Raw genomic sequence first — 26,126 nt, forward strand, 5'->3', positions numbered from 1 at the left:
TCTTGTTCCTTATTTGACGGCGCCGAAGGTAAGTCCGCGTACCAGTTGCTTCTGGCTGAACCAGCCGAGGATGAGCACCGGCGCGATCGCCATGGTCGAGGCGGCGGAGAGTTTGGCGTAGAAGAGGCCTTCAGGGCTTGAATAGGAGGCGATGAAGGTGGTCAGCGGCGCGGCCTTGGACGCGGTCAGATTCAGTGTCCAGAAGGCTTCGTTCCACGACAGGATGATGTTGAGCAACACGGTTGACGCTATGCCCGGTACCGCCATGGGTGCGAGGACATAGACAATTTCCTTGGCGAGGGAGGCACCGTCCATACGGGCCGCCTCCAGGATTTCACCCGGTATTTCGCGGAAATAGGTGTAGAGCATCCAGACGATGATCGGCAGGTTGATCAGCATCAGCACGATCACCAGCCCGGCCCGACTGTCCAGGAAGCCCGTATCGCGGAAGATCAGGTAGACAGGGATCAGCGCGCCGACGGGCGGCATCATCTTGGTAGACAGCATCCACATGAGCACATCTTTTGTGCGTCTGGTCGGGGAAAAGGCCATCGCCCAGGCCGCCGGAATCGCGATCAGCAGCCCCAGCAGCGTCGAACCGAGCGAAATCACCACCGAGTTGAAGAAGTGCTTGAAGTAATCCGACCGGCTCTGCACCTCGGCATAGTTTTCCGTGGTCCAGTCGAAGAAGAGGAAGGACGGCGGGGAGGCCACGGCTTCCGCTTCGGACTTGAAACTGGTCAGTACCGTCCAAAGGATCGGAAAGAAGAGCAGGAAGGCGACCGTCCAGGCCAGGACGGTAAATATCAGCTTTCGCTGGGGAGAGACTTTTCTAGCCATGCTTCAAGCCTCCAGATTCTTGCCGATCATCCGCATCAGGAAGAAGGCAACGATGTTGGCGAGCACGACGGCGACGATACCCCCGGCGGACGCGCCGCCGATATCGAACTGCAGGAGCGCCTGCGCATAGACGAGATAGGTGATGTTGGTGGTCTGGATTCCGGGACCGCCATTGGTGGTCACGAGTATTTCCGCAAAGACCGAAAGCAGGAAGATGGTCTGAATGAGGATTACAACCGTGATCGCCCGCGCCATATGGGGCAGCACGATATAGATGAAGCGAGAGAGGAATCCGGCGCCGTCCATCTCCGCCGCCTCTTTCTGTTCCTCGTCGAGAGACTGGAGCGCCGTGAGCAGGATCAGCGTCGAGAAGGGCAACCATTGCCAGGCGACAATGATGATGATGGAAAGGAGCGGAACTTCAGCCAGCCAGTCCACCGGCACGAGGCCGAAGAACTTCCAGACGGAAGCCAAGAGGCCGTTGACCGGATTCATGAACATGTTCTTCCAAACCAGGGCGGAAACGGTCGGCATGACAAAAAAGGGCGCGATCACCAGAATGCGTACCAGGCCTTGGCCGAACATGGGCTGATCGAGCAGGAGCGCGAGCAGGATACCGCCGATGACGGTGATGAGAAGCACACCGCCCGTAAGGATCAGCGTATTGGCAAGCGCCGTGAAGAAGGCCGGATCCGTCAGGAAGAACTGATAGTTCATGATGCCGGCAAATTCCTCCATACCCGGCATCAGCAGGTTATAGCGGAGGAAGGAGAAGTAGATCGTCATGACCAGCGGCACGATCATCCAGCCGAAAAGCAGCAGGACAGAAGGCGCGATCATGAGACGGGCATGAGAGCGTGTATGGAGCGTCGCCATCGGAGTGTTTTCCCTGGGTGAATATTCCGCCCGCCATCGGGCTGGCCCGACTTCCATTCCACGATCCCGGAAACAAGGACCGCGAGCGACAGGGACCGGAGAGGGGCCTGCGGTTGCCGGAAATCCGGGCCGCCGGGGGTGGTAGACCGGCGGCCCTTCCGGACAGGCTTGTAGGGCTTCCTGTCCGGACTTGGGAGCTGCAGAGCAATTACTTGATGTAACCGGCCTTGGTCATTTCGCGAACGGTCAGCTGCTGGGCATTCGCAAGTGCCTGATCGACGGTGACCTGCCCGGCAAGAGCCGCGGAGAACTGCTGTCCGACAGCGGTACCGATACCCTGGAACTCGGGGATCGCCACGAACTGAACACCCACATAGGGAACCGGCTTCACGGTCGGCTTGGTCGGATCCGCAGAGTTGATCGAGTCGATCGTCATCTTCGCGAAAGGAGCAGCCTTCTGGTATTCCGGGTTGTTATAGAGCGAGGTGCGCGTGCCCGGAGGAACGTTTGCCCAGCCTTCCTTCGAAGCAACGAGCTCGGTGTAAGCCTTGCTGGTTGCCCAGGCGACGAATTTTTCGGCAGCCTCAGCCTTCTGGGTGCCTGCCGGGATTGCCAGGTTCCATGCCCACAGCCAGTTGCCACGCTTGCCGAGGCCGGTATCCGGAGCGAGCGCGAAGCCCACCTTGTCCGCAACCTTCGAGTCCTTGGGATTGGTCACGAAAGAAGCCGCAACCGTCGCATCGATCCACATGCCGCACTTGCCGGACTGGAACAGGGCGAGGTTCTCGTTGAAGCCGTTGGACGAGGCGCCAGGAGGGCCAGCTTCGTTCATCAGCTTGACGTAGAAGTCCAGCGTGTTCTTCCATTCGGGCTGATCGAACTGCGGGGCCCATTTCTCATCGAACCAGCGCGCGCCGAAGGCATTGGCGGTGGCCGTCAGGAACGCCATGTTTTCGCCCCAGCCTGCTTTGCCACGCAAGCAGATGCCGTAGACTTCGTTGTCCTTGTCGGTAATTTTCTTTGCCGCATCGGCGACAAAGTCCCAGGTCGGAGCATCCGGCATGGTGATGCCAGCCTTCTCGAACAGGTCCTTCCGGTACATGATCATTGAGCTTTCGCCATAGAACGGCGCTGCATAGAGCTTGCCATCCATGGAAATGCCAGAACGGATCGCCGGCAGCAGATCATCGACGTCATAATCGGCGCCGAGGTTCTCGAGCGGCAGCAGCCATCCCTGCTTCGCCCAGATCGGAACTTCATAGGTGCCGATGGTCATGATGTCGAACTGACCGCCTTTGGTGGCGATGTCCGTCGTCACCTTCTGGCGCAGAACGTTCTCTTCAAGCGTTACCCATTCCAGCTGAATATCCGGGTTCTTCTTTGTGAAGTCGTCGGTCAGCTTCTGCATGCGGATCATGTCGCCGTTGTTGACGGTTGCAATCGTCAGGGTTTCGGCCTGCGCAACGGCGGAAACGGCCAGCGCCGCGACAGCGCCAAGCAGCATGGTCTTCAATTTCATGGTCTTCCTCCCAGAAGAGTAACTGAGCATTCGCTTCGCTCGAGAGCAAATACTCATCAATCATCAGCCAAAGTCAACGCATGTCTTATGCTGCACTGCCGAAATACAGAGCTAAACCATTGATATCAGGAATAAAATTTTTGCTCACGAATTGAGCAAAAACTCGGCAGTTGCCTCATCCGTAATCAGACTGTTCACCAGGCGCCCCAGAAGTGCCCCCCTGATGGCGGCGTGCTTGCGGTGTCCCTTGGCCACCCCGACCACCGAGGCCTGATCGCTTGAGGGAAGCGGCACCGATGCAACGCGCTGGTTGACAGGATCGCGCAAAAGTTGGCCTTCGCCATCAAAAATCCAGCCGCAGATCTCGCCGCTGGCCCCTTGCTTGACCAGGGCGAGCATTTCTTCCGGGTCCAGAAATCCATCCACGCAGAGGGGAGCATCCGTCCCCAGTTCACCGATCCCGACGAACGTCACGTCCGCCTGGGAAGCCAGCTCGAGGGCCGACCGCATGAGCGCCTGCTGATGCAGAAGTTCACGTTCCTGTGCCGAGGAAACCAAGACGGGCAGGGGCATGGGATAGTGCCGGGCCTTGATGGCATCGGCCATGCTGAAGATCACGTTGTAATAGGCGGCCGAGCCATCCGGCCCGATATTTCCTGTGAGGGACACGATCCGGTGCTGCGGACATTCTATGGATGGCAGCTGGTCCACCGCAGCCTTCAGCGTCCGTCCCGTACCGATGGCAAGAATGACGGGCTCGGTCTTGCGGAGCCAGCGTTCGATATCCGCCGCGCAGGCTTCCGATATGCCGACCGTTGTCGATGTGGACTGCGGATCGCTGGGCACGACCTCGACTTGCAGAAGGCCATATTTTTCCTTGACCCGACGGGCGAGTTCCAGACAGGCCGCAATAGGATGATCGAGCCTGACCTTGATGAGCTTCTCGGCGACCGCCAGCGAAACCAGCCTTTGGGCAGACTGACGCGAGATCCCCATGGCTGCCGCAATCTCATCCTGGGTGCGACCGGCGACATAGTAGAGCCATCCGGCACGGGCCGCATCGTCCAGCCGTCCCAAACTCTCCGATCGTCTTGCCATGCCACTGACCCTCGATGTCTTTTTCTTGGTGTGTCAGTGCTGCCAAGTTTCCGCTGCGCTGTCAAATGGGCGGCCGATGGAAAGCCTTCAGGGGGGTAACGCTACAGAGGCAATGGCAATCATCGGGCCTGGGGGACTGACAAGCAAAAGCTTGAGCCCGTGCTTGAACGCAAGCCACGCACAAGCTTCAGGTTGGATAAAAGTTTCTAAATTAGGAGAAAATAAATGTTTGAAGAATGTTTTTCCATGATCGAATTGACCGGCTTGGTCGAACGCACCCCCAAAAGCGCCCCCAAAGCAGAGGATGACGGCCTGTTCCAGTATCTCAGCGGCGTTGTGCTTGCTGCTTTGGAAGAGGCTTTGTTCTCGCAGGACGACGTCCCAGCCTCGCTGCACTGAGAGGAAAAGGCCTGTGGCGTAAGGCTTGACTGCCTCAATAATGAGGCGGCCGGGTGATGGCGGGCGCCTCCAGCGCCTGTTCTTCCAGGCTGAGGAAGCGCTCGGTCAATCGGTCCAGCTTGGTTCGCAACTGTTCGATCTGCTTCCACTGGGTGGCGATTTCACCGGACAAATCGTCGATCATCCGTGACTGATGCGCCACTGTTTCTTCCAGTTTCAGGATTCGCTCTTCACTGGTCGAGGCACCCCTCTCTTCACGCATGGATCACGTCTCCTTTATCTTGAGCCAGGGCCGGCCCTGCGCTGGTCGTTGGCCGCAGGGCGCGCAAAACCGCAGGCCTTGCGGAAACGGGTCTGGCAGGAATGCCGGGAATCTGCAACATGCCAGGCGAAAAGCATCTGGATTTCCGTCATGGCCCCGCCCCCTCTTCCCTCGTCACGTTTTCTCCCCGCTTGGGCAGGAAGCGGCATCTTTCTGATGCTTCTCGGCATGTTCCTCTTTGCCCTCAATGATGCGATGGGCAAGATGCTCGTTTCGACCTACTCAATCGGCGAGGTTCTGCTGATCCGCAGTGTTGCCGCGCTTGCTTTGTTGCTTCCCTTTATCGCCAAACAGGGTGTGAGGACGCTGGTTCAAGTGGAAAGGCCGGCGCTGCAGGCTCTGCGGGTCTGTTTCTCGACCTTCGAGATCTTCTGCTTCTACTATGCCGTGTCCCAGTTTCCTCTGGCAGACGTCATGACCTTCTGGCTCGCCTGCCCTATCTATGTGGCGGCCATTGCTCCCCTCCTGTTGGGAGAGCATGTCGGCTGGAGACGGTGGAGTGCCATCATTGTCGGCTTCATCGGGGTTGTCATCGCCCTTCAACCCTCAAGCCGTGAACTGGGTTTGGCGACCCTCGTGTCGATTATAGGTCCTCTTACATTTGCCGCCTTTATCGTTCTCGGCCGAAGCTTGCGGGCCACGGCAGATACCACGCTGGTTTTCTGGCAGATTATCGCGGCCCTCCTCGCGGGGCTGGCCATTGCTCCCACGTTCTGGGTAATGCCTGATGTCAACGATACGGCCCTCCTCTGCCTGCTCGGGGTTGTGGCCATGGGCGCGCATGTTCTCGTGAACCGGTCGCTCAAGCTGGCGGATGCATCGACGCTGGCGCCTCTGCAGTATTCATTGCTGCTCTGGGCTATCCTCTTCGGCTACATTTTCTTTGGCGACGTCCCGAATATGCCGGTCTATGCAGGGGCCGTCCTCATCGTGGGCGCAGGCGTCTATATCGTGCTTCGGGAGCGGCAATTGAGGGACAGCCAGGCCGGCTCTGTTCGAAAGCCGGCCCCCTCCAGCAAATAAAAATTTCCCTTAGCTTCCAGACACATCCTGTAAATCTTTTGTTAAATCCCTATCTGATTGGTAGAGATAGTTGACTCCCTGCCCAATTGTGTCATGATTGTGTCATTGAGTGGTTTCGGCCGCTCGGTCAGGGGGACTTCACAATGTTCTATTTCGGTGGAATGACATTGGGTTATCTCGAAAGCCCGCAAACGCGCGCCCGCTCCCAAGATGACGGAATTGAGGCGACGTCCGGCAAGCCTGCCGAGCCATCGGAACCTGGGGAGAGGGCACCGACCTTGCGCGAGATGATTGCACGCGCCCGTTGGTTCAATCTTTACTGGTGAATTGGAAGGGCTTGGCGTCAAGGCGCACGGCCGGAAAATCAAACAGGGCTTGATCCGGAAAAGCCGCACGCATCTCCGGAACCACGCTCTTCGAAGGAGACGACATGTCGAACATCGATTTTTCCGATAAGCACGTTTACACACCGGTACGGACTGGCCGACAGAAAATCCAGTTTGCGCTCAACGTCGCCCTGATCGCTGCGGCTTTCCTGTTTGTTGCAGCAGCCGTGGCCGGTATCTTCCCCTGATCCCATCCTGCTTCGCGATTGGTAAGAAGGGCGCGGTCTTTTTCAGGCCGCGCCCTTTTTCTTGCTCATCTCTTAGCGGGCGGCGAGATAGCGTTCGGCCAGTTCCACCCAGAAGGCCGCGCCGATTGGCAGCAGATCGTCATTGAAGTCGAATTTTGGATGATGCAATTGCGGATCGTCGGGGCTCTTCTGGGCACCGAGGAAGAAATAGCTCCCTGGCCGCTCCTTGAGCATATAGGCAAAATCCTCGCTCCCCATGGAAGGACGCGCCATGTCACCCACCTTTTCCGCACCGGCGAAATCCTGCGCCACGGACCGGGCAAAATCCGTCTCCGCCTTGTGATTGATGGTGGCATCATAGCTGCGCTCGTAGCTGACGGTGGCCGTCAGGCCGAAACTTTCCGCCTGCGCCTTGGCAATTTGCGTGATGCGCCGCTCCAGCTCATCGCGCACCTTGGGATCGAACGACCGGATACCGACCACAAGATCCGCTCTTTCCGGAATGACATTGCTTGCGGACCCGGCGTGAAATGCGCCGATGGTCACGACACTCGGATCCATCGGATGGATATTTCGTGAGACGATCGTTTGCAGTGCCATCACGATGGCAGCCCCTGCCACGATCGGATCGGCCGTATCCTGCGGTTCGGCACCATGTCCACCCTTGCCGTTCACGGTGATCCTGCACTCGTCCACCGCCGCCATGATCGGTCCTTCCCGAAAGGCAAAATGGCCAAAGGGAAGCGAGGGATCATTGTGGAGCGCAAAGACGGCATCACAGGGGAAGCGGTCAAAAAGACCTTCTTCCACCATGATCCGCGCGCCTCCGAAATTTTCCTCCGCCGGCTGGAAAATCAGATGAATGGTCCCCTCGAACCTGCGGCGTTCGGCAAGCATTCGAGCGGCCCCGAGAAGCATGGTCGTATGGCCGTCGTGCCCACAGGCATGCATCATGCCGGGAATCTTCGACGCATGGGCGGCCCCGGTCTCCTCGTGAATGGGTAAGGCATCGATGTCGGCGCGGATTCCGATTGATCGGCCGGACGAACCGTTGCGCAGCGTCGCCACGAGACCGGTCTTCGCCAGGCCCCGCGTGACCTCGTAACCCATTTCGACCAGACGCTCGGCGATGAAATCCGACGTATTGAACTCGGACAACCCGATTTCTGGATATTGATGCAGATGATGCCGGATCTCGACGAGGTCGGGCATGCTGTTGGTAGCGTTCATTTTCATTCAGGCACCACGTGTGGGGATCCGGTTTTCGAGCAGACGGAAGCCATAAATCAGCAATCCCGTCAGGCATAGATAGATCAGGGCCAGCAGAAGCAAGGGCTCGTAGGTCAGATAGGTATCCTGCCGGACCCTGGAAATGACACCATAGACATCGACCACGGTGATCGTGGCGATCAGGGGAGTTGCCTTGAGCTGAAGGACTGTCTCGCCGTTAAGCGTGGGAAGGGCGCGATGCACGGCCCGCGGCAGCCAGATCCTCCAGAAGAGCTTGAAGGGACTCATGCCGAAGGCGGCGGCAGCCTCCAGCTCACCGCGTGGAACTCCCTTGAAAGCACCGCGCATCACCTCGCCCTCATAGGCAGCGAAGGAAATCATCAAGGCTGTAAAGCCGTAAGGCCATGCCTGACGAAGATAGGGCCAGAATATGGATTGGCGGATTTCCGGATACTGCGCGAAAAGGGATCCCAGGCCGTAGTAAAGCATCCACAGCTGGAGAAGCAGGGGCGTTCCTCGAATGATGGTGCAAAAGGTCAGGGCAAGCCAGGAAAGCGGCCGTGGCCCGGTCACCTGCACCAATCCGATGGGTACCGCGAAGAGGAAGCCGACGATCGCCGTGGCAAACAGCATGATCAGGGTCTGCAGGACGCCATAGGCCAGCTTGCCCGCATATTGGGGCAACCAGTCCCAGCGCATGCACCACACGATGCATAGGATCAGAAGAGCGAAAATCGCCGCAAGGACAAGCCGGTGCGGCTCGAACAGGCTACGTTTGGCGGACGTGTCTTGAGCAGAAGAAGCGGGTTGCGTCATGTCAGGCCGTCCTCACCAGGCCACGCATGGCCCGCTTCTCGATAAGGCGGATGACCACGCTGGAAACCAGCGTCCAGGCGAGGTAGATGGCCCCCGCAGCCAGAAAGAACAGCATATAGGCCTTGGTCGACCCGGCCGCCTGACGGGTGACAAGGGTCAATTCGCTGAAGCCGATGACGGCAAGCAGCGCCGTATCCTTGGTGGCGACCATCCAGAGATTGGCCAGGCCCGGAAGAGCGTGCGGCAGCATTGCCGGCAGCGTTATGCGGGTAAGCACCTGAAGCGGCGACATGCCATATGCCCGGGCGGCCTCGATCTGGCCGATCGGGACGGCTTTGATCGCGCCGCGGAATACCTCGGTCGCATAGGCACCTTGAACGACGCCGATGACGAAAATACCGGCCGTGAGCGCATTGATGTCGACGGAACCATATCCCGCCAAAGCCAGCAGCTGGCTGAGCGCGTCCGTGCCCGCGTAGTACAGCAGGAGCATCAGCACGAGTTCCGGGATTGCCCGGATCAGTGTCGTGTAGATCTCCATGAGATCTCGGAGAATGGGGCCACCGTAAAGCTTGCCGCAGGCACCGCCTATGCCGATCAGCAAACCGAGGCCATAGCCGCCGAAGGCGAGCTTCAGAGACTGGAGGAACCCGACAAGCATGACGCCGCCCCAACCGGGTGCGTCGAGCGCGAGAAGATCGAGATAGGATTGTGTCGCGGCAGCCACGAGTACGGAGATCCCTGATCGAGTGAAACGGTGCGCGACCCGAAAGGCCGCGCACCCGCCGACTGCGGCTTACTTGCCGTAAATGTCGAAGTCGAAATAGGCCTTCGAGAACTTATCATAGGTGCCGTTGGCACGAATGGTCTTGATGGCGGCGTTGATCTTGTCCTTCAGCTCGGTTTCGCCCTTGCGCAGGCCGACGCCAACGCCCAGACCGAGGATGGACGGATCATCCTCCACGACACCCTTCACTTCGCAGCAGCCACCGGCTTCCGACTTCAGGAAAGCATCGAGCGCGATGGAATCCGCCTGGACCGCATCGACCCGGCCTGCAGCAAGATCCTGGTCTGCTTCGTCCTGGGTCTGATATTCCTTGATCTCGGCCGCCGTGGAGCCGAAATGCGCCTGAGCATAGGCCTGGTGAATCGTGGAAACCTGGACGCCGATGATCTTGCCCTTGAGGCCTTCCGGCGTCGCATCGAACTTCTGGTCCTTCGGTCCGATGACCACGGTAGGCGTGTTGTAGTACTTGTCCGAGAAGTCGATCGTCTTCAGGCGCTCCTCGGTTATCGACATGGAACCGATGATCATGTCGATTTTCTTGGATGTCAGGGCCGGGATGATGCCGTCCCACGCGACCGGCGTGATGACGCAGTCAAGCTTGGCTTCCGCGCAGATTGCCTTCTGGAAATCCACTTCCCAGCCTACCCAGTTGCCGTTTGCATCCGGCGAGGTGAAGGGCGGGTAAGGTTCCGCGGCAAAGCCAACCTTGACCTGCTCGGCTTGGGCGGCGCCAGCCGCAAGCCCGAACGCCAGAGCAGCAGCGAGAATCGAAAGCGTCTTTTTCATGGTGTTTCCCCTTTGCTTTTTTCGCTTTTCAATGAATGGAGCTGATGAATTTCTTCAGTCGTTCCGATTTGGGTGCGCCGAAGATTTGCTCCGGCGGACCCTGTTCTTCGATGAGACCATTGTGCAGAAAGACCACATGATTGGACACCTCGCGGGCGAATTTCATCTCGTGGGTTACAAGCAGCATGGTGCGTTTTTCACGCGCGAGATCGCCGATAACGGTGAGCACTTCGCCCACCAGTTCGGGGTCGAGGGCTGATGTAGGCTCGTCAAACAGCATGGCGAGTGGTTGCACCGCCAGCGCCCGGGCGATCGCCGCGCGCTGCTGCTGTCCGCCAGACAGAAAAGCGGGATAGGCATCCCGCTTTTCGAAGAGTCCTACCCTTTTGAGAAGCGCTTCAGCCGTTGCAACGGCTTCGTCCTTGCTTACGCCGAGGACATGGACGGGCGCTTCGATGACGTTCTGAAGAACGGTCATGTGTTGCCAGAGATTGAAACTCTGAAACACCATTGCGAGACGGGACCGGATGCGCTGAACCTGCTTGCGGTTTGCCGGAACGAGTCCGCCCTGCCCGTCGGGCTTCATCTCGATGGTTTCGCCATGCACCCGGACCTGGCCCGCAGTCGGAAGCTCGAGAAGGTTGATGCACCGCAGAAAGGTGGACTTTCCCGATCCGGAACCGCCAATTATGGCGATGACATCCCCCTGAGCCGCCTTAAGGGAGATACCCTTCAGCACTTCAAGCGAACCAAAACGCTTATGGAGATCCGTTACCTGAATGGCCTGTTCAGGTCCGTTCATGTTTCCCATCCCTTGCCGGGCACCAGCGCCCGTTTTCTGTTCCCCAGCTTTTGTTTCGGCCCTTCCGTCGCTGGTCCGGAGAGCTGTTGATGGGGAGTTTTGCACTTGTCCGAAAATTATTCAAGCGTATAATAGCACCAGGCCGCCACAAAGTGCTGCTGATGATCCACAAAAGAGGGAACAGTCCAGAATGTCGAAGTTCGGTTCGCAAGCCATGGCAACCACCCTGAGGCGGGTCCTCATGCGCCGGCCCGGGCCGAGCCTACAGTCTGCCGATCCAAAGACCTGGCACTATGGCCCAACCTTCAATGGTCCAAAAGCTATTGAACAATATAAGGAATTTTCCCGGCTTGTTGAAAAGTCCGGTGCGGAGATCCTGTGGCTGGAGGACCAGGGTGATGGCATGGCCGATGCGATGTTCACCCATGATCCCTCGCTGATGACAGACAAGGGCGCCATTATTCTCAACATGGGCAAGCCGCTGCGCAAGGGTGAACCTGCCCTGCACGAAGCGGCCTATCGGGCGGCTGGCATCCCCATCCTTGGCAGGCTGGAAGAGCCGGGCACCGTCGAAGGCGGCGATTGCATCTGGGTCAATGAGCACCTTCTCGCCATCGGTCGCGGCGTCCGCTCGAACCAGCACGGCATCGATCAGGTGCAGGACATCCTGAAGCCGCTGGGTGTCACCGTTCTGACGTTCGACCTGCCGCTCTGGGCCGGCGAGGCGGCCTGTCTTCACCTGATGTCGGTCATGAGCCCGCTGGCCGACGATCTGGCGCTTGTTCACGCACCGCTCATGCCGGCCGCCTTCTACCTCATGCTGCGCGACCTCGGCATCACGCTGCTGCATGCACCGGAAGACGAGTTCGCCGCAAGTTCCGGTCTCAACCTGAATGTGCTTCCCGTCAAGCCGCGGCAGGTCATTGCCGTATCCGGCTTCCCCGGCACGCGCGCGGTCATGGAAGCTGCCGGTTGTGCGGTCGAAACCTTCGACGCCGATGCGCTTTGCATTGCCTGTGAGGGTGGCCCCACCTGCCTTACTCGTCCGGTGTGGCGGGCCGCATGAACCGACGGACGTTCCATCGGGCAGGTGAAGTCGAGCGCCGGCGCGACTTGGTCAATGCGACGCTTGACGTGATCGCTGAACAGGGCCTGCGGGCGGCAACAGTTCGCCAGATCGCGGCCAGGGCAGGGGTCACGGGTGGACTGATACGGCATTACTTCGAAAGCAAGGACCAGATGGTCCAGGAAGCCTATCGCGAACTCATGCGCGAGATGCAGCAGAGCGTGGAGGCCGCGGCAGAAGCAGGCGGTCTCTCGGCCCGAGATCGGTTGCGAAATTTCATCGCCGCCAACCTCAACGACAGCGTGACCAATGCGCGGACATTCGCCGTCTGGGCCGCATTTATCGGCCACGTGAATCTGGACCCCGCTTTCGGTGCCATCCACCAGGAACATTATCTGGCTTTTCTGGAAAAGCTCGAAAGCATGCTTGCCGCCTTCCAGGAAGAGGAGGGCCGGATGGATCCCGCGCCTGTCAGGCGGACAAAGGCTATTGCCATCAATGGCTTGATCGATGGCCTCTGGCTCGAGCACTCCGTGGCGCGCGGCCTCTTCGCGGAAGGGGAAGCAGCCCAAATCGTCCTCCGTTCGGCGGAGACCATTCTCGGCGTGCCGGAAGGCAGCCTCTCGGGATAAACCGCCTTTCGCGGGTAACAACAGGTTTATCCTCTTCATTAAAAGGACTGACGCCATGCGCTACGCCTCGATCACGGATCGCCTTTCCAATCTCGGTTCCGGCAAGTGGGCCGTTCACGCCGCAGCGCGGGCAAAAGCGGCCTCAGGTGCGGAGATCATCGAACTGACGATCGGCGAGCCGGACCTGCCGCCGGATCAGGCATTGCTCGAAGAATGCGCCCGCGCCATGCATGCGGGCCGCACCCGCTATTCCAACGGGCGAGGGGAGCCGGCTGTCCTCAAAGCGCTGACGGAAAAATACCGCAAGCGCCGCCCCGATGTGACGGAGAAAAACATTCTTTGCTTCCCCGGAACCCAGACTGCGCTTTTTGCGGTGATGCTGGGCCTGGTGGAGGCAGGCGATGATGTGCTGGTGGGCGATCCGCTCTACGCCACTTACGAGGGTGTGGTCGCCTCGACGGGCGCCCGACTTGTCCCCGTTCCGCTTTCCGCATCCCGCCGCTTTCATCTTCAGGCTGACGACCTGGAGCGGGCCATCACACCGGCCAGCCGGGTACTTCTTCTGAACACACCCCACAATCCGACCGGCGCCGTGCTCAGCGCGGAGGAGATCCGCGCCATCGGAGCAGTCTGTCGCCGCCACAATCTCTGGATTGTCTGCGACGAAGTCTATGAAGAACTGATTTTCGGGCAAACCTTTGCCTCGCCCTTCGATGAGCCGGACCTGGCGGAGAGGACAATTGTCGTCTCGTCAATTTCGAAATCCCACGCGGCTCCGGGTTTCAGAAGCGGCTGGGCTGCCGGTCCCGAAGAATTCTGCCAGCGGGTCCTCCCCGTATCCGAAACGATGCTGTTTGGCGTTCAACCCTTCATTTCCGACATGACGGCGATGGCGGTCTCGCAGCGCTTCGAGACGGCAGCGATCATGCGTGAAAACTATCATCGCCGCGCAAAAATCGTCGAGCAGGCCTTGTCCGGCGAGCCCCTGCTGAAAACGATGATGCCCGAGGGTGGTATGTTCATTCTCGTGGACGTTGGGGCAACCGGTCTATCAGGTGAAGCCTTCGCCTGGGAGCTTCTCGAAAAGCAGCATGTGGCGGTGATGCCGGGTTCGTCCTTTGGAAACCAGGCTACGGATTTCATCCGGATTTCTCTGACCGTTCCGGATGAACGATTGCAGGAGGCAACCCGCCGCATGGCGGAGCTGGCCCGTCAATTGTGTGCAGGAGAGGCAAGAAGAGCATGAGCGCCGCCATGAAAACCGTCGGTGAAGTGCTGGTCGATATTCTGGAAGCCAATGATGTCGATACGGTTTTCGGCATACCCGGTGTACACACGGTGGAGCTTTACCGTGGATTGGCAGCCTCCTCCATTCGGCATATCACGCCCAGACATGAGCAGGGAGCCGCCTTCATGGCAGACGGCTATGCCCGCGTCAGCGGGAAACCCGGCGTCTGTCTGCTGATCACCGGACCGGGGCTGACGAACGCCATTACAGCGATGGCGCAAGCCCAGCAGGATTCTGTTCCGATGCTGGTGATCTCGGGTGTGAATGCTCGTGCGTCCCTCGGGCATGGCCGGGGCAAGCTGCACGAATTGCCGGACCAGCGGGCCATGATGGCAAGTTTCTGCCAGATGACCCATACGCTTCTCGAACCCTCCGACCTTCCCGATGTCATGGCGCGCGCGTTCACGCTGCTTCGCTCTGGCCGACCGGGACCGGTACATATCGAAGTGCCGACCGACGTCATGTCGGCATCCATTGCCGTTCCGGCCTTGAAGCCGGCACCCGCCCTGCAGCCCCGGGGGGACAGGAAGGCCATCGATGAAGCCGCCCAGCTCTGCAACGCGTCACGCGCACCGGTCCTCCTCGTCGGCGGGGGTGCTTCCTCTGCCGCATCGGAGATCCGCCTCCTCGCCGAAAGGCTGGACGCGCCTGTGATAACGACCGCCAACGCCCGCGGCATCATGCCCGGTCATCCCCTTGCGGTGCCCGCAAGTGCAAGCCTGCATTCTGTCCGGCGTCAGATTGCTGCTTCGGATCTGGTGCTGGCTCTCGGAACCCAGCTGGGCCCTACGGACTACGACGTCTATGTCGATGGCGGATTTCCGACGCTCTCGAACCTGATCCATGTGGATGTGGACGCGGCTCAACTGGCCCGCAATTGTCACAGCCGGCTCCCGATCCTCTCCACGGTCGAAAATGCGATAGAGGACCTGCTGCCGAAGCTCGAGACGTCCCGAAACGCCGGCGAAGGCTCTGCAATCGCCCAGGCGCTTCGCTCAGCGGCACGCGCAGAATTAAGTCCGAAGATGCAGCGGGAAGTCGCCTTTCTCGAGGCCATCCGATCCGCGCTTCCCGGCCTGATTCTGGTGGGGGATTCCACCCAGGCCATCTATGCGGGCAATCTATTTTATGACGCCGACAGGCCGCGCGGCTGGTTTAATGCTGCCACGGGCTTCGGGGCCTTGGGGTATGGCCCGCCCGCGGCGATCGGAGCAGCCCTTGCCGAGCCAGGCACACCCGTCGTCTGCCTGACGGGCGACGGAGGCCTGCAATTCACCCTCGCCGAGATCGGGTCGGCGCGCGATGCCGGAGCGCAGGTCATTTTCCTTGTCTGGAACAATGACGGCTACCGGGAAATCGAAACCTATATGATCGATAACGGGATTACGCCCGAAGGGGTCAGACCGTCTGCACCGGATTTCGTCAAGATCGGCGAAGCCTATGGTCTGCCTTCCGTTCGAGTGGATCGCATGGAAGATCTCAAGACGGCCCTGCAGCATGCCGCAGCGCAGGTTGGTCCAAGCCTGATCGAGGTTTGTGAAGAACACATCATCGGCTCGCTACGATGACGAGCCCGCCTGCGCCCCTTCCGCTTCTCACGGTGCGCCAACATCGAAGGGCTCATTTTCACGCTCTTGTTGGCCCTGTCCCCGCTGTCGTGCTGGTGGAGTCAGGCGCGAAAACCGTATCGGGAGAGGGCTTTCGTGTGACGATCCCCGCGGGCGGAATCGGTCTCCTCCCGGATCGCTTGCCTCTGCATGTCGAAAACCGGCCGCCGGAGGACGGCGTTTACCAGGCTCGCATGATCGGTATTGATCGCACCCGTTTTGCCCGGGCCGAAGCAACGGCTGGCCTGTCCCCGCCGGCGATGCCGCCCCGGATCGGGCTGGATACCCCGTCGGAAGGACTGAGAGAGAGCTTCGAGCGGTTGACACGGTCATTGCAGGGTTCACAGAAAATACCCTCAACCGTTCTGGACCTGATGGTCGCGGAGCTGATCACCTGGTTGGCAGAAGAGGGATTGCGGCTTTGCGTCTTGCCGGCGCCAAGCTTCGGCGAGCAGGTGCGCCGCGTCCTGGAAGCCTCGCCGGATCAGGATTGGAAGGCAGACCACCTCGCGTCACAACTCGCAATCAGCGAACCGACCATGCGGCGCCGGTTACGCGCTGAAGGACTGACATTTCTGGATATCCTGATCGATGTCAGAATGACCCAGGCGCTTTCGCTGCTTCAGTCCACCGAATGGTCTGTCGCCGCTGTCGCACTGTCCGTCGGCTACGAATCTCCGTCTCGCTTTGCCAGCCGTTTTCGAGACCGTTTCGGTCTCCAGCCGCATGAGATTCGGATGAAGGACAAGCATTTTGATCGAATCAGCGCCGACATCGATCGGTCTGGGCGCGCGAGGCCGGAGATCCCGTCGTAAAAATCTCCTTGTCTACAGACAAGGAGTACGACCATGCAAAAATCAATTCTCGCCGCACTTACGGTTGCCGTTCTTGGCGCGGGTCACGCCCATGCGGAAATGAAGCTGACCTCGGGCGACATGCAGGAAGGTGGCAGGTTGTCTGCCGAGCAGGTTTTGAACGGCTTCGGCTGCAAGGGGGGCAATGTTTCGCCCTCGCTTTCCTGGAGCGGGGCACCGGAAGGCACGAAAAGCTTTGCCTTGACCGTGTATGATCCCGATGCTCCAACCGGCTCCGGATGGTGGCACTGGACCGTGTTCAATATACCCGAAGAGGTGACGGATCTTGAGAAAGGCGCCAGCGGCACCGACAAACTGCCGAAAGGGGCAGTGGAAGGACGAACGGATTTCGGCCAGCCGGGCTACGGCGGAGCCTGCCCCCCTCCGGGTAAACCTCATCACTACATCTTCACGCTCCATGCCCTCAAGGTGGATCGGCTGGCGATCGATAACCAGGCTTCCGCCGCGATGCTAGGCTTCAACCTGGGGGCAAATACGCTGGAAACGGCAAAGATGACCGTCCTTTACGGCCAGTAAGCGACCGCCCCTCGCGCACCGGGCCAGAACGCAGACAATCTGGAGCCAACTGGTTCCGGATTGCCTGGACACCACTGCTTATGGCGATCGATCGGACACCGCGATCCATGTCCCCGCCGGTTCGATTGGTCCGTTTTTGGCGTAGAGAAGCCCCTACCTCCGCCCTTGACTTCGCATCAAACTGCTTCAATCTCCCTCAGCGCGCCTTGACCGGCCGGCTGGCGCAAAATTGCCATGTTCCCTGCACATGGCATGAGACGAACGCCATTTCCCGGCTTGCTTGCGCTTCCTTCCGGCCCGATCGCCGGAACATGCACATAGGCCTGCGGCAGAGCGGCCTGGCATGTTGTGCTGATGCAGGTGTCGGGCTATGGCGTGGCCGTTTGATCACTCTCTTTGCAGTCAGAATCGGAACTCATGTCCCTTCAAAATCCGCACGCCGCCTCCAATCGCGAGTCCGAAGCAAAGCAGATCGATCACAACGGTTCGATCAGGGCGACATATCTTTCCCTGGAAGAATTGCACGCACTGGGAGCTGATATGGCGCGGACGGGCGAAATGCACCTTCCGGCCTACACGCCCTTCGACTTCTTCCGGCGACACAAGGAAAACGACCGGGAAATCCTGCGCGTCTATCGCTCCACCGCGTCGGATGTCGCGGCGGGGGCAGTGATCACCCCCGCGGCGGAATGGCTGCTCGACAACCACTATATCGTGGAAGAGGCCCTTCAGGAGGTACGCCGCGATTTCCCCCGCCGTTTCTATCGGGAACTGCCGGTCATCCGGGTGGCGGGTCAGGACATTCCGAGGACTCTGGCAATTGCCTGGCTCTATGTGGCTCACACGCACAGTGCCGTGTCTCGCGACGGACTGTCGGCGATTGTCGAAGGCTACCAGTCCGTCGAAACATTGAAGATTGGCGAGCTTTGGGCCATCCCGTCCATGGTCCGTTACGTGCTGATCGAAAACCTGCGGCGAATTTCGATCCGGGTCGAGCGCTCTCGCCAGATGCGCCGGCGAGCAAACGAGGCGGCCGACGAGCTGATCCGCCTTTCCGATGCCGAACGTTGCAAATCCTACCTGAACAGTCTGGAGCAGCTGGCGGAGGATAACACCTTTGCCACACAGTTCCTCTACCGGCTCCGGGATGGATCGCAAACGTCGAGCCTTGCCATTGCATGGCTTGAGAACCGGCTGGAACGGGCTGGCACGGATGCGGAAGAGGTTCTGATGGCGGAGCATAACCGCCTCTCTTCCGGCAATGTGACGATGGGCAACATCATCAAGGGCCTTCGCCACATCAACGATACGGAATGGGCTGTCTGGGTGGAGGAGGTGAGCGCTGTTGACAGGCTGCTCTTTGCCCGCACCGATTATGGTGATCTCGACTCCGGATCCCGCAACAAATACCGCCGGACCATCGAACGCTTGGCCAAACGCTCCGGACTGACAGAGCTGGCCATTGCTGAAAAAGCCTGCGAGATGACCGCCGAAGCGGGTCCGATCGGCATGAACAGCCGGCCGTCCAACCTCGGTGATTTCCTGGTCGGAACGCAACGCAAGAAGCTGGAGAAGGCAATCGGCTACAGCACGCCGCTTCTTCAGAGATCCATCCGCAATTTCCGCAAGTTCGACTGGTTCGCGATCGGCGGCCCTGTCATCGCATTCACGCTTATCGCTCTCCTGTGCGCCTGGCTGTTCCTGTCGACGACCGGCCTTTCTCTTGCAGCGATGATCCTTCTGCTCGCCCTCCTGGCCCTCCCCGCCTCGGAAGGAGCCACCGGCCTGTTCAATACGCTGGTGACTTTTCTGGTGCCCCCGGTCCGCCTGATCGGTTACGAATTCAAGGACGGCGTTCCGGAGGATGCGCGCACGCTGCTGGTGGTTCCCTGCCTGATCTCCAGTCGCGACAGCGTCGATGAGCTCGTTCGCAATCTGGAAGTTCACTATCTTTCCAATCCGCATGGCGCCATCCATTTCGCCCTGGTCAGCGACTGGCCGGATAGCCAGAAGGAAGAAACGGAAGCCGATCTCGCGGTCTTTGCCTATGCGCGCCAGCAGATCGACATCCTGCGGCAACGCTATGCCGGCGATCCCATGCAGCGCTTCTTCCTCCTGCACCGCCGCCGCCTCTATAATCCGCAGGAAGGCTGCTGGATGGGGTGGGAGCGCAAGCGTGGCAAGCTGCACGAGCTGAACCTGCTGCTGCGAGGCGACCGGGATACGACGTTCCTTCCAGGAGCTAACGAAATTCCGGAAGGCATCCAGTATGTCATGACGCTGGACTCCGATACGCGCCTGATGCGCGATGCGGTGACAAAGCTCGTTGGCAAATTGCATCATCCGATCAACCGCCCGGAAATCGACCCCGTCAGCAAGCGCGTGGTCGAAGGCTACGGCCTGTTGCAGCCGCGGGTCACCGCCTCGCTGACGACGGGTGTGGATGCCTCCGTTTTCCAACGCATCTACTCGATCAATCGGGGACTGGACCCCTATGTCTTCACCGTCTCGGACGTCTATCAGGACTTGACCGGTGAGGGCACCTTTACCGGGAAGGGTCTTTATCACGTCGATGCCTTCGAGGCTGCCCTGAAAGGGCGCATCGAGGAAAACACCATCCTCAGCCATGACCTTCTCGAAGGGTCCATGGCCCGTTGCGCGCTGGTGACAGACGTCGAGCTGGTCGAGGATTTCCCCGTGCGCTACGAGGTGGAGGTCTCGCGCCAACACCGCTGGGTGCGTGGAGACTGGCAGCTTCTGCCCTTCATCCTGGAACTGGGGCGCGGTGTCAGCGCCCTTGGTCGCTGGAAGATGATCGACAATCTTCGGCGGTCGCTGATCCCCATCGCCTGGTTCATCGCGTCGATTTGCGGATGGTACCTGCTTGAGCCTTTCCATGCCCTGGTGTGGCAGGCCCTGCTGATATTCTGCCTCTTCGTCGCGCCCACATTGTCGCTGATCTCGGGTCTGATTCCGCGGTCGAGCGACATTGTCGCGCGCGCCCATCTCTATACCGTTTGGTCGGACATCCGGGCAGCGAATGCGCAGGTCGCTCTACGGGTGGTCTTCATTGCCGATTCGGCCTGGAAGATGCTGGACGCCATCGTGCGGTCCCTCTACCGGCTCTTCATCAGCCGGAAATATCTTCTGGAATGGAAGACGGCAGCCAGCGTTCAATCGGCCGCCCAGGGCTCCATCCTGGACTATTACAAAAGCATGTGGCAGGCGCCGGCAATGGCCATTCTCGGCTTGGCGCTGGCAGCCATGCCTGGCCACCAGAGCTTTCTGGTTGCCTTGCCCTTCGTCTTCCTTTGGATCGTTTCGCCTGCGGTGGCCTGGTATGTAAGCCAGACCGCAGAGACGGAAGACCGTCTCGTCGTCTCCGAAGAGGTATCTGCAGAACTGCGAAAGATCGCTCGGCGGACCTGGCGCTATTTCGAAACCTTCGTGGATGCCCGGCAGAATTTTCTGCCTCCGGACAATTTCCAGGAGATCCCCCATCCCGTCCTCGCGGAGCGAACCTCGCCCACCAATATTGGCGTATATCTTCTCTCGATCCTTTCCGCCCGCCAGTTCGGCTGGATTTCTTTTGCCGAAACGATCGAACGGATCGAACAGACCGTATCCACCATCGACCGGATGGAGAAGTTTCGCGGCCATCTGCTGAACTGGTATCTGACCGACACATTGAATACGCTGGGTCCCCGCTATGTATCCGCCGTGGACAGCGGCAACCTGGCTGGCCATCTGGTGGCCATCTCATCCGCCCTGCGCGAGTGGGAAGAGGCACCCTCCGCCCATATGCAGGCGCAGATTGATGGCGTGGCAGATGTGCTGGGCGTTCTGAAGGAAGTGCTCAAGGACCTGCCTGACGACCGCAAGACGGTTCGCCCCCTGAGGCGCCGCCTCGACGAATGTATCGACAGTTTCCAGTCGGCTCTGTCTGCGGTCCGGCGAGAAAAGGTTTCGGCCTCCACCCAGATCCAAACCTTGCTGGGTCTCGCCCGGGATATCGAGAAGCTCACCACCAATCTCGATCACGAGATCGGGTCTGCCCAAAGCCGCGAGGTCACCGCATGGGCCCGCTCGCTGGTCACCACCTGCGAAGCCCATGAAAAGGATTCCGCCTTCGATATTGCCCATATCGAGACACTGCGCCAAAGGCTGGCTTTCCTGCGCGACAAGACGCGCGGCATCGCTTTCGGAATGGATTTCAGTTTCCTTTTCCGCAAAGAGCGGCGCCTGCTGTCCATTGGATATCGGGTCGAGACCGGAGAACTGGACGAAGCCTGCTATGACCTACTCGCCTCCGAAGCCAGACTGACAAGCCTGTTTGCCATTGCGAAAGGCGACCTGCCGACGGAGCACTGGTATAAACTTGGCCGTCAGGTCGTTCCGGTCGGTTCTCGCGGTGCCCTGGTTTCCTGGTCGGGCTCCATGTTCGAATATCTGATGCCGCCGCTCGTCATGCAGGAACGACAGGGGGGCATCCTCAACCAGACGAACAATCTGGTGGTGCAGGAACAGATCAATCACGGCAAACGACTGGGAACGCCTTGGGGCATATCGGAAGCGGCGTTCAACGCGCGCGACCATGAACTCACCTATCAGTATACGAATTTCGGGGTTCCGACCCTCGGACTGAAGCGGGGACTGGGCGAGAATGCCGTGATCGCTCCCTATGCCTCCCTGCTCGCCTCCCAATATGCACCGGAGGCCGCCCTCGCGAACCTTCGCGAACTGAGGAAGCTCGGCGCCCTGGGTCCCTATGGCTTCCATGATGCGGTGGATTTCACCCCGACCCGCGTGCCGGAAGGAAGCCGGTGTGCGGTAGTCCGAAATTACATGGCCCATCACCACGGCATGTCCGTTGCTGCGGTTGCCAATGTGGTTTTCAATGGCATGCTGCGCGAACTTTTCCACTCGGATCCGGTCATCGAGGCTGCGGAACTGCTGATCGAGGAAAAAGCGCCGCGCGAAGTCAAGGTCATGAGCGCCAAACAGGAGCCGTCCAAGCCCGGGTCGAGCCAGGCGGACCTGGCACGACCGCAGATTCGCACGGTCGATGATCCCGCCAACCGCGAAAGAGAACTGGTATTCCTGTCAAACGGTCACTACTCGGTTATGCTGACGGCCACGGGTTCCGGCTATTCCCGCTGGAACGGCCAAACCGTCAGCCGGTGGAAGGCCGATCCCACCGAAGACAACTGGGGCAACTTCGTCTTCCTGCGCGATCTCGCGTCGAACCAGTGGTGGTCGTCGACCGTGGCGCCCAAATCCATGGACGGGGAGAAGGCGAGCGTCATTTTCGGCGACGACAAGGCGGAATTCTCCAAAACCGTCGGCAGGCTGACCAGCGAACTCGAATGCATCGTCGCGACAGAGCATGATGCCGAGGGCCGTCGCCTGACACTCATCAACATGAGTGCCGAAGACCGGTTCATCGAAGTCACGTCCTACATGGAGCCCGTGCTTTCCACGGATGAAGCCGACAACGCCCACCCCCTGTTCTCGCGCATGTTCGTCAAGACGGAAATCGGCAAGCGTGGCGATGTGATTCGGGCCGTACGCAACAAGCGCAATCCAAGCGAACCCGACATGTGGGTGGCCCATCTGGTGGTGGACAATTCCGGTTCGCCCCGACCGACGGAGTTCGAGACGGATCGTCGCCGCTTTATCGGCCGCGGGCGCAGTCTTGCCGAAGCCGCCGCCTTCGATCCGGGCGCCAGCCTGTCCGGAAAGGACGGGTTTACGCTGGATCCGATTCTCTCCATTCGCCGCGTGATCCGCGTACCGGCGGGCAAGAAGGTGAGCCTCATCTATTGGACGATTGCCGCACCCAGCCGCGCGGAAATCGACATGGCCATCGACCGCTACCGGCATCCTGACGCGTTCAGCCATGAGATGATTCATGCCTGGACACGAGCCCAGGTGCAGATGCGCCATATCGGCGTGGATTCCCGGCAGGCGGCGGCATTCCAGCTGCTCGGTCGTTATGTGGTCTATCCCGACATGCATCTGAGGGCCGATCCGGCCACCGTTGCGGCGGGTCTGGCGTCCCAGTCGGCGCTCTGGCCGCTGGCGATTTCCGGAGATTTTCCGATCATTGCGCTGCGCATCAACGACGAGATGGATCTGGGCATCGCTCGCGAGGCACTGATGGCGCAGGAGTATCTGCGGTCGAGAGGCCTCACCGTCGATCTCGTCATCATCAACGAGCGCGCCGCCTCCTATGCCCAGGACATGCAGCATGCCCTTGATGCAGCCTGCGAGAATTTCCGCCGCCTCGGTCAGGCAGATGGCCTGCGCCAGCACATCTTTGCCGTCCGACGCGACCTGATGGACAATGCGACCTGGCAGGCCCTGATTGCAGCCTCCCGCGCCGTCTTCCACGCGGCGAATGGTACGATCACCGACCAGATCAACCGCAGCGTGGCGCTCTTTGCACCGCCGCCCGTCAAGGCACTGCCCGCAGCGGACGCCGACCGGAAGCCCGAGCTCACCTTGTCGCCCGTCGTTGCGAGCACCGTGACTCCCGTCCCAGACCGCGGCGATCTCGATTTCTGGAACGGCTTCGGTGGTTTCAACCGGGATGGTTCCGAATATGTGACCCGGCTGAAGGGAGGCCAGGCGACCCCTCATCCGTGGATCAATGTGATCGCCAACAGGACCTTCGGTTTCCATGTTCCCGCTGAAGGCGGCGGCTTTACCTGGAGCGCCAACTCACGGGACTATCAGCTGACACCCTGGACGAACGATCCTGTTGTCAATCGCCCCGGGGAAGCCTTCTACGTGCTTGATCAGGACAGCGGCGACGTGATGGTGCCGTTTGCCGCCCTCTCCCGCGATGAAGACCAGGTCTTCGAGGCGCGCCACGGCCATGGATACAGCGTTTTCCTCACGGAAAAGGGCGGATTGAGCCTTGAGGTCCTGCAGGTGGTGGATCCGGCGGAGCCCGTCAAGATTTCCCGGATTCGCATGAGCAACCCGACCTCTGCACCGCGACAGCTCCGGGTTTTTGCCTATGCAGAATGGGTTTTGGGCAACAATGGCCAGAAGACGGCACCCTATGTCATGACCTCTCATGACGGGCAGGCAGACGCACTTTTTGCAACGAACCCCTACAGCATCGACTATTCGGGGCGATCGGCCTTCCTCGCCGGCAGCCTCGGCGCAGCCGGTTTCTCCGGAAGCCGACGGGAATTCATCGGCAAGGGCGCCATTCATTCTCCGGATGCCGTCCGGAAGGGCCATACCCTCTCGAACAATGCCGATTTCGACGGCGATCCGGCGGCAGCTCTCTGCTTTGATGTCACCCTGCGGCCCGGCGAAACCAGCGACCTCTATATCTATCTCGGCGATGCCGGATCGGCAGAGGAAGCCAAAGCGGTGCTGGACCGGGTAAGGCATAAGGATTTCGAACAGTCGCTGAAGGAGATTCACGCGGACTGGAAGACCTTTACCGGAACGCTGAACGTAAAGACGCCGGATCGTGCCTTCGATCTGATGATCAACGGATGGCTGCCCTATCAGGCCCTGGCTTGCCGCATTCGCGCCCGTGCCGCTTTCTATCAGGCGAGCGGTGCTTTCGGGTTCCGGGACCAGTTGCAGGATACGCTGGCTTTCATCCTGCAAAAGCCATCCCTTGCGCGGGCCCAGATCCTCAATGCGGCGGCTCGGCAATTTCCGGAAGGCGACGTTCAACACTGGTGGTTGCCGGAGACGGGGGCGGGCGTGCGAACGCTGATCTCCGACGATGTTGTCTGGCTGGCTTACGCGGTCGACCATTATATCACCGCTACGGGGGATATGAGCCTGCTGGATGAAACCGTACCGTTCCTGTCAGGGCCGCGTCTTGAAGAGGGGCAGCACGACGCTTTCTACAAGCCCGATATCAGCGGCGAAAGCGCATCGATCTACGAACATGCTGCCCGGGGCCTCGATCTTGCCGTCCTGCGAACCGGAGAGAATGGTTTGCCGCTGATTCTGGGCGGCGACTGGAATGATGGCATGAACCGCGTCGGAATCGAGGGGAAGGGCACGAGCACGTGGCTCGGCTGGATTCTGGCGGGCACCCTGCAACGTTTCGTTTCGCAAGCAGAGGCGAGAGGTGACAGGGATCGCGCCGAGCGGTGGAACAGCCATCTGCCGCGTTTGAAAACAGCCCTTGAAACTGCGGGCTGGGACGGAGAACACTATCAGCGCGGTACGTTTGACGATGGAACGCCCCTCGGGTCCGCCCGATCCGAGGAATGCCGCATCGATTCTATTGCACAGTCCTGGAGTGTGTTGTCCGGTATAGGCGAACCTGAGCGGCAGGCGATGGCAATGGATGCGGTTCTGGATCAGTTGGTCGATCCGGAAGCAGGCCTGATCCGCCTTTTCACTCCGCCCTTTGAAAACACCGATCACGACCCCGGATATATCAAGGCCTATCCGCCGGGCGTGCGCGAAAATGGCGGGCAGTACACGCATGCCGCCACATGGACCGTTCTGGCGCTCGCGCGGTTGGGGCGTGGCGATGAGGCGTATCGCTGCTTTTCGATGCTCAATCCGATCAATCATGCGCTCACGCGGGAAGCCGCCGAAGCCTACAGGGTAGAGCCTTATGTGGTTGCTGCCGATGTCTATGGCGCCGGGGACCTCACGGGGCGGGGCGGCTGGACCTGGTATACGGGATCCGCAGGATGGCTCTACCGGGCAGGCGTTGAAGGGATCCTCGGCATCTCCCTGAAGGGCAACCGCGTTCTGCTGACGCCGGCTCTTCCGTCGGGTTGGGACAAGGTAGACGTCATGCTTTCCCTGGAAGGCAAGACTTGTCACGTCACCATGGTGCAAAGCGGGAATGCGCTCGAGATACGTGTGAACGGCGAATTGCTTGCGGAGCCCACCGCCGGCTTCGAACTTTAGGGAACAAGATCGGCGCCAGATGACAACCGACAAAAGGCCGGGACCGCCAATCGCGGTCCCGGCCTTTGTTTGGCACTCCTCGGCTTTCAGCGATGAAATCCGGGGTTTTCTGGGCTTTTACGCCCTTTTCCGCGCTTGACAGTCGGGGTAGCGGGTTTAT

At 59.9% G+C, this 26,126-nt stretch carries 21 protein-coding genes; 10 read left to right on the forward strand and 11 right to left on the reverse strand.

What is annotated here, in order from left to right; all coding sequences use genetic code 11:
- Positions 1 to 9: 9 nt before the first annotated feature.
- The 4 genes from ACT54B_RS15650 to ACT54B_RS15665 form a co-directional block, all read right to left on the reverse strand.
- Positions 10 to 840: a carbohydrate ABC transporter permease gene (locus ACT54B_RS15650; protein WP_476046077.1), complete on the reverse strand. Its 831-nt coding sequence runs from the start codon at positions 838 to 840 to the stop codon at positions 10 to 12.
- Positions 841 to 843: 3 nt separating this feature from the next.
- A complete protein-coding gene (locus tag ACT54B_RS15655) occupies positions 844 to 1,716 on the reverse strand; it encodes a carbohydrate ABC transporter permease (RefSeq protein WP_476046079.1) in 873 nt (290 codons plus the stop codon).
- Between the two features lie 208 nt (positions 1,717 to 1,924).
- Positions 1,925 to 3,235: an ABC transporter substrate-binding protein gene (locus tag ACT54B_RS15660; protein ID WP_476046080.1), complete on the reverse strand. Its 1,311-nt coding sequence runs from the start codon at positions 3,233 to 3,235 to the stop codon at positions 1,925 to 1,927.
- A 144-nt stretch (positions 3,236 to 3,379) separates the two neighbouring features.
- Complete coding sequence (locus ACT54B_RS15665) at positions 3,380 to 4,333, reverse strand: sugar-binding transcriptional regulator (RefSeq protein ID WP_476046082.1); 954 nt, start codon at positions 4,331 to 4,333, stop codon at positions 3,380 to 3,382.
- A gap of 225 nt (positions 4,334 to 4,558) precedes the next feature.
- Here ACT54B_RS15665 and ACT54B_RS15670 point away from each other — a divergent pair, with 225 nt between their 5' ends.
- Entirely contained in the window at positions 4,559 to 4,732 is a 174-nt protein-coding gene (locus ACT54B_RS15670) for a hypothetical protein (RefSeq protein WP_476046083.1), read from the forward strand.
- A gap of 34 nt (positions 4,733 to 4,766) precedes the next feature.
- Here ACT54B_RS15670 and ACT54B_RS15675 read toward each other — a convergent pair whose 3' ends face one another.
- The gene (locus tag ACT54B_RS15675) at positions 4,767 to 4,994 is read right to left on the reverse strand and encodes a SlyX family protein (RefSeq protein WP_476046085.1); all 228 of its coding nucleotides are present in this window, start codon (positions 4,992 to 4,994) and stop codon (positions 4,767 to 4,769) included.
- 150 nt (positions 4,995 to 5,144) lie between these two features.
- On the opposite strand from ACT54B_RS15675, the gene ACT54B_RS15680 reads away from it, so the two are divergent.
- Positions 5,145 to 6,077: a DMT family transporter gene (locus ACT54B_RS15680; RefSeq protein ID WP_476046087.1), complete on the forward strand. Its 933-nt coding sequence runs from the start codon at positions 5,145 to 5,147 to the stop codon at positions 6,075 to 6,077.
- A 309-nt stretch (positions 6,078 to 6,386) separates the two neighbouring features.
- On the opposite strand, the gene ACT54B_RS15685 is transcribed toward ACT54B_RS15680, so the two are convergent.
- Positions 6,387 to 6,518, reverse strand: a complete 132-nt coding sequence (locus tag ACT54B_RS15685) for a hypothetical protein (protein WP_476046089.1) — start codon at positions 6,516 to 6,518, stop codon at positions 6,387 to 6,389.
- On the opposite strand from ACT54B_RS15685, the gene ACT54B_RS15690 reads away from it, so the two are divergent.
- On the forward strand, positions 6,508 to 6,651 hold the full coding sequence (locus tag ACT54B_RS15690) for a hypothetical protein (protein ID WP_476046091.1): 144 nt from the start codon (positions 6,508 to 6,510) through the stop codon (positions 6,649 to 6,651). The two genes, ACT54B_RS15685 and ACT54B_RS15690, sit on opposite strands and share 11 nt — an antisense overlap.
- A 72-nt stretch (positions 6,652 to 6,723) precedes the next feature.
- Here ACT54B_RS15690 and ACT54B_RS15695 read toward each other — a convergent pair whose 3' ends face one another.
- The 5 genes from ACT54B_RS15695 to ACT54B_RS15715 form a co-directional block, all read right to left on the reverse strand.
- Positions 6,724 to 7,887, reverse strand: coding sequence for a M20 aminoacylase family protein (locus tag ACT54B_RS15695; protein ID WP_476046092.1), 1,164 nt, complete (start codon positions 7,885 to 7,887; stop codon positions 6,724 to 6,726).
- Positions 7,888 to 8,697, reverse strand: coding sequence for an ABC transporter permease (locus ACT54B_RS15700; protein ID WP_476046093.1), 810 nt, complete (start codon positions 8,695 to 8,697; stop codon positions 7,888 to 7,890).
- 1 nt (position 8,698) lies between these two features.
- Positions 8,699 to 9,424: an ABC transporter permease gene (locus ACT54B_RS15705; protein WP_476046095.1), complete on the reverse strand. Its 726-nt coding sequence runs from the start codon at positions 9,422 to 9,424 to the stop codon at positions 8,699 to 8,701.
- Between the two features lie 69 nt (positions 9,425 to 9,493).
- On the reverse strand, positions 9,494 to 10,270 hold the full coding sequence (locus tag ACT54B_RS15710; RefSeq protein ID WP_476046097.1) for a transporter substrate-binding domain-containing protein: 777 nt from the start codon (positions 10,268 to 10,270) through the stop codon (positions 9,494 to 9,496).
- Between the two features lie 28 nt (positions 10,271 to 10,298).
- Positions 10,299 to 11,072: an ABC transporter ATP-binding protein gene (locus ACT54B_RS15715; protein WP_476046098.1), complete on the reverse strand. Its 774-nt coding sequence runs from the start codon at positions 11,070 to 11,072 to the stop codon at positions 10,299 to 10,301.
- A 190-nt stretch (positions 11,073 to 11,262) separates the two neighbouring features.
- On the opposite strand from ACT54B_RS15715, the gene ACT54B_RS15720 reads away from it, so the two are divergent.
- The 7 genes from ACT54B_RS15720 to ACT54B_RS15750 all read left to right on the forward strand — a co-directional run bounded on the left by ACT54B_RS15720 (position 11,263) and on the right by ACT54B_RS15750 (position 25,966).
- Entirely contained in the window at positions 11,263 to 12,138 is an 876-nt protein-coding gene (locus ACT54B_RS15720; protein WP_476046100.1) for a dimethylarginine dimethylaminohydrolase family protein, read from the forward strand.
- The gene (locus tag ACT54B_RS15725; protein ID WP_476046102.1) at positions 12,135 to 12,770 is read left to right on the forward strand and encodes a TetR family transcriptional regulator C-terminal domain-containing protein; all 636 of its coding nucleotides are present in this window, start codon (positions 12,135 to 12,137) and stop codon (positions 12,768 to 12,770) included. Before ACT54B_RS15720 ends, ACT54B_RS15725 begins: the two co-directional genes overlap by 4 nt.
- A gap of 55 nt (positions 12,771 to 12,825) precedes the next feature.
- Positions 12,826 to 14,016, forward strand: a complete 1,191-nt coding sequence (locus tag ACT54B_RS15730) for a pyridoxal phosphate-dependent aminotransferase (RefSeq protein ID WP_476046103.1) — start codon at positions 12,826 to 12,828, stop codon at positions 14,014 to 14,016.
- The gene (locus ACT54B_RS15735) at positions 14,013 to 15,626 is read left to right on the forward strand and encodes a 5-guanidino-2-oxopentanoate decarboxylase (protein WP_476046105.1); all 1,614 of its coding nucleotides are present in this window, start codon (positions 14,013 to 14,015) and stop codon (positions 15,624 to 15,626) included. Before ACT54B_RS15730 ends, ACT54B_RS15735 begins: the two co-directional genes overlap by 4 nt.
- Before the next feature lie 233 nt (positions 15,627 to 15,859).
- Entirely contained in the window at positions 15,860 to 16,480 is a 621-nt protein-coding gene (locus ACT54B_RS15740; protein WP_476046106.1) for a helix-turn-helix transcriptional regulator, read from the forward strand.
- Positions 16,481 to 16,513: 33 nt separating this feature from the next.
- Positions 16,514 to 17,056, forward strand: a complete 543-nt coding sequence (locus tag ACT54B_RS15745) for a YbhB/YbcL family Raf kinase inhibitor-like protein (protein ID WP_476046107.1) — start codon at positions 16,514 to 16,516, stop codon at positions 17,054 to 17,056.
- 417 nt (positions 17,057 to 17,473) lie between these two features.
- On the forward strand, positions 17,474 to 25,966 hold the full coding sequence (locus ACT54B_RS15750) for a glycoside hydrolase family 94 protein (protein ID WP_476046108.1): 8,493 nt from the start codon (positions 17,474 to 17,476) through the stop codon (positions 25,964 to 25,966).
- Positions 25,967 to 26,126: the final 160 nt, after the last annotated feature.

It is taken from the genome of Gellertiella sp. DMC107, from assembly GCF_056313605.1.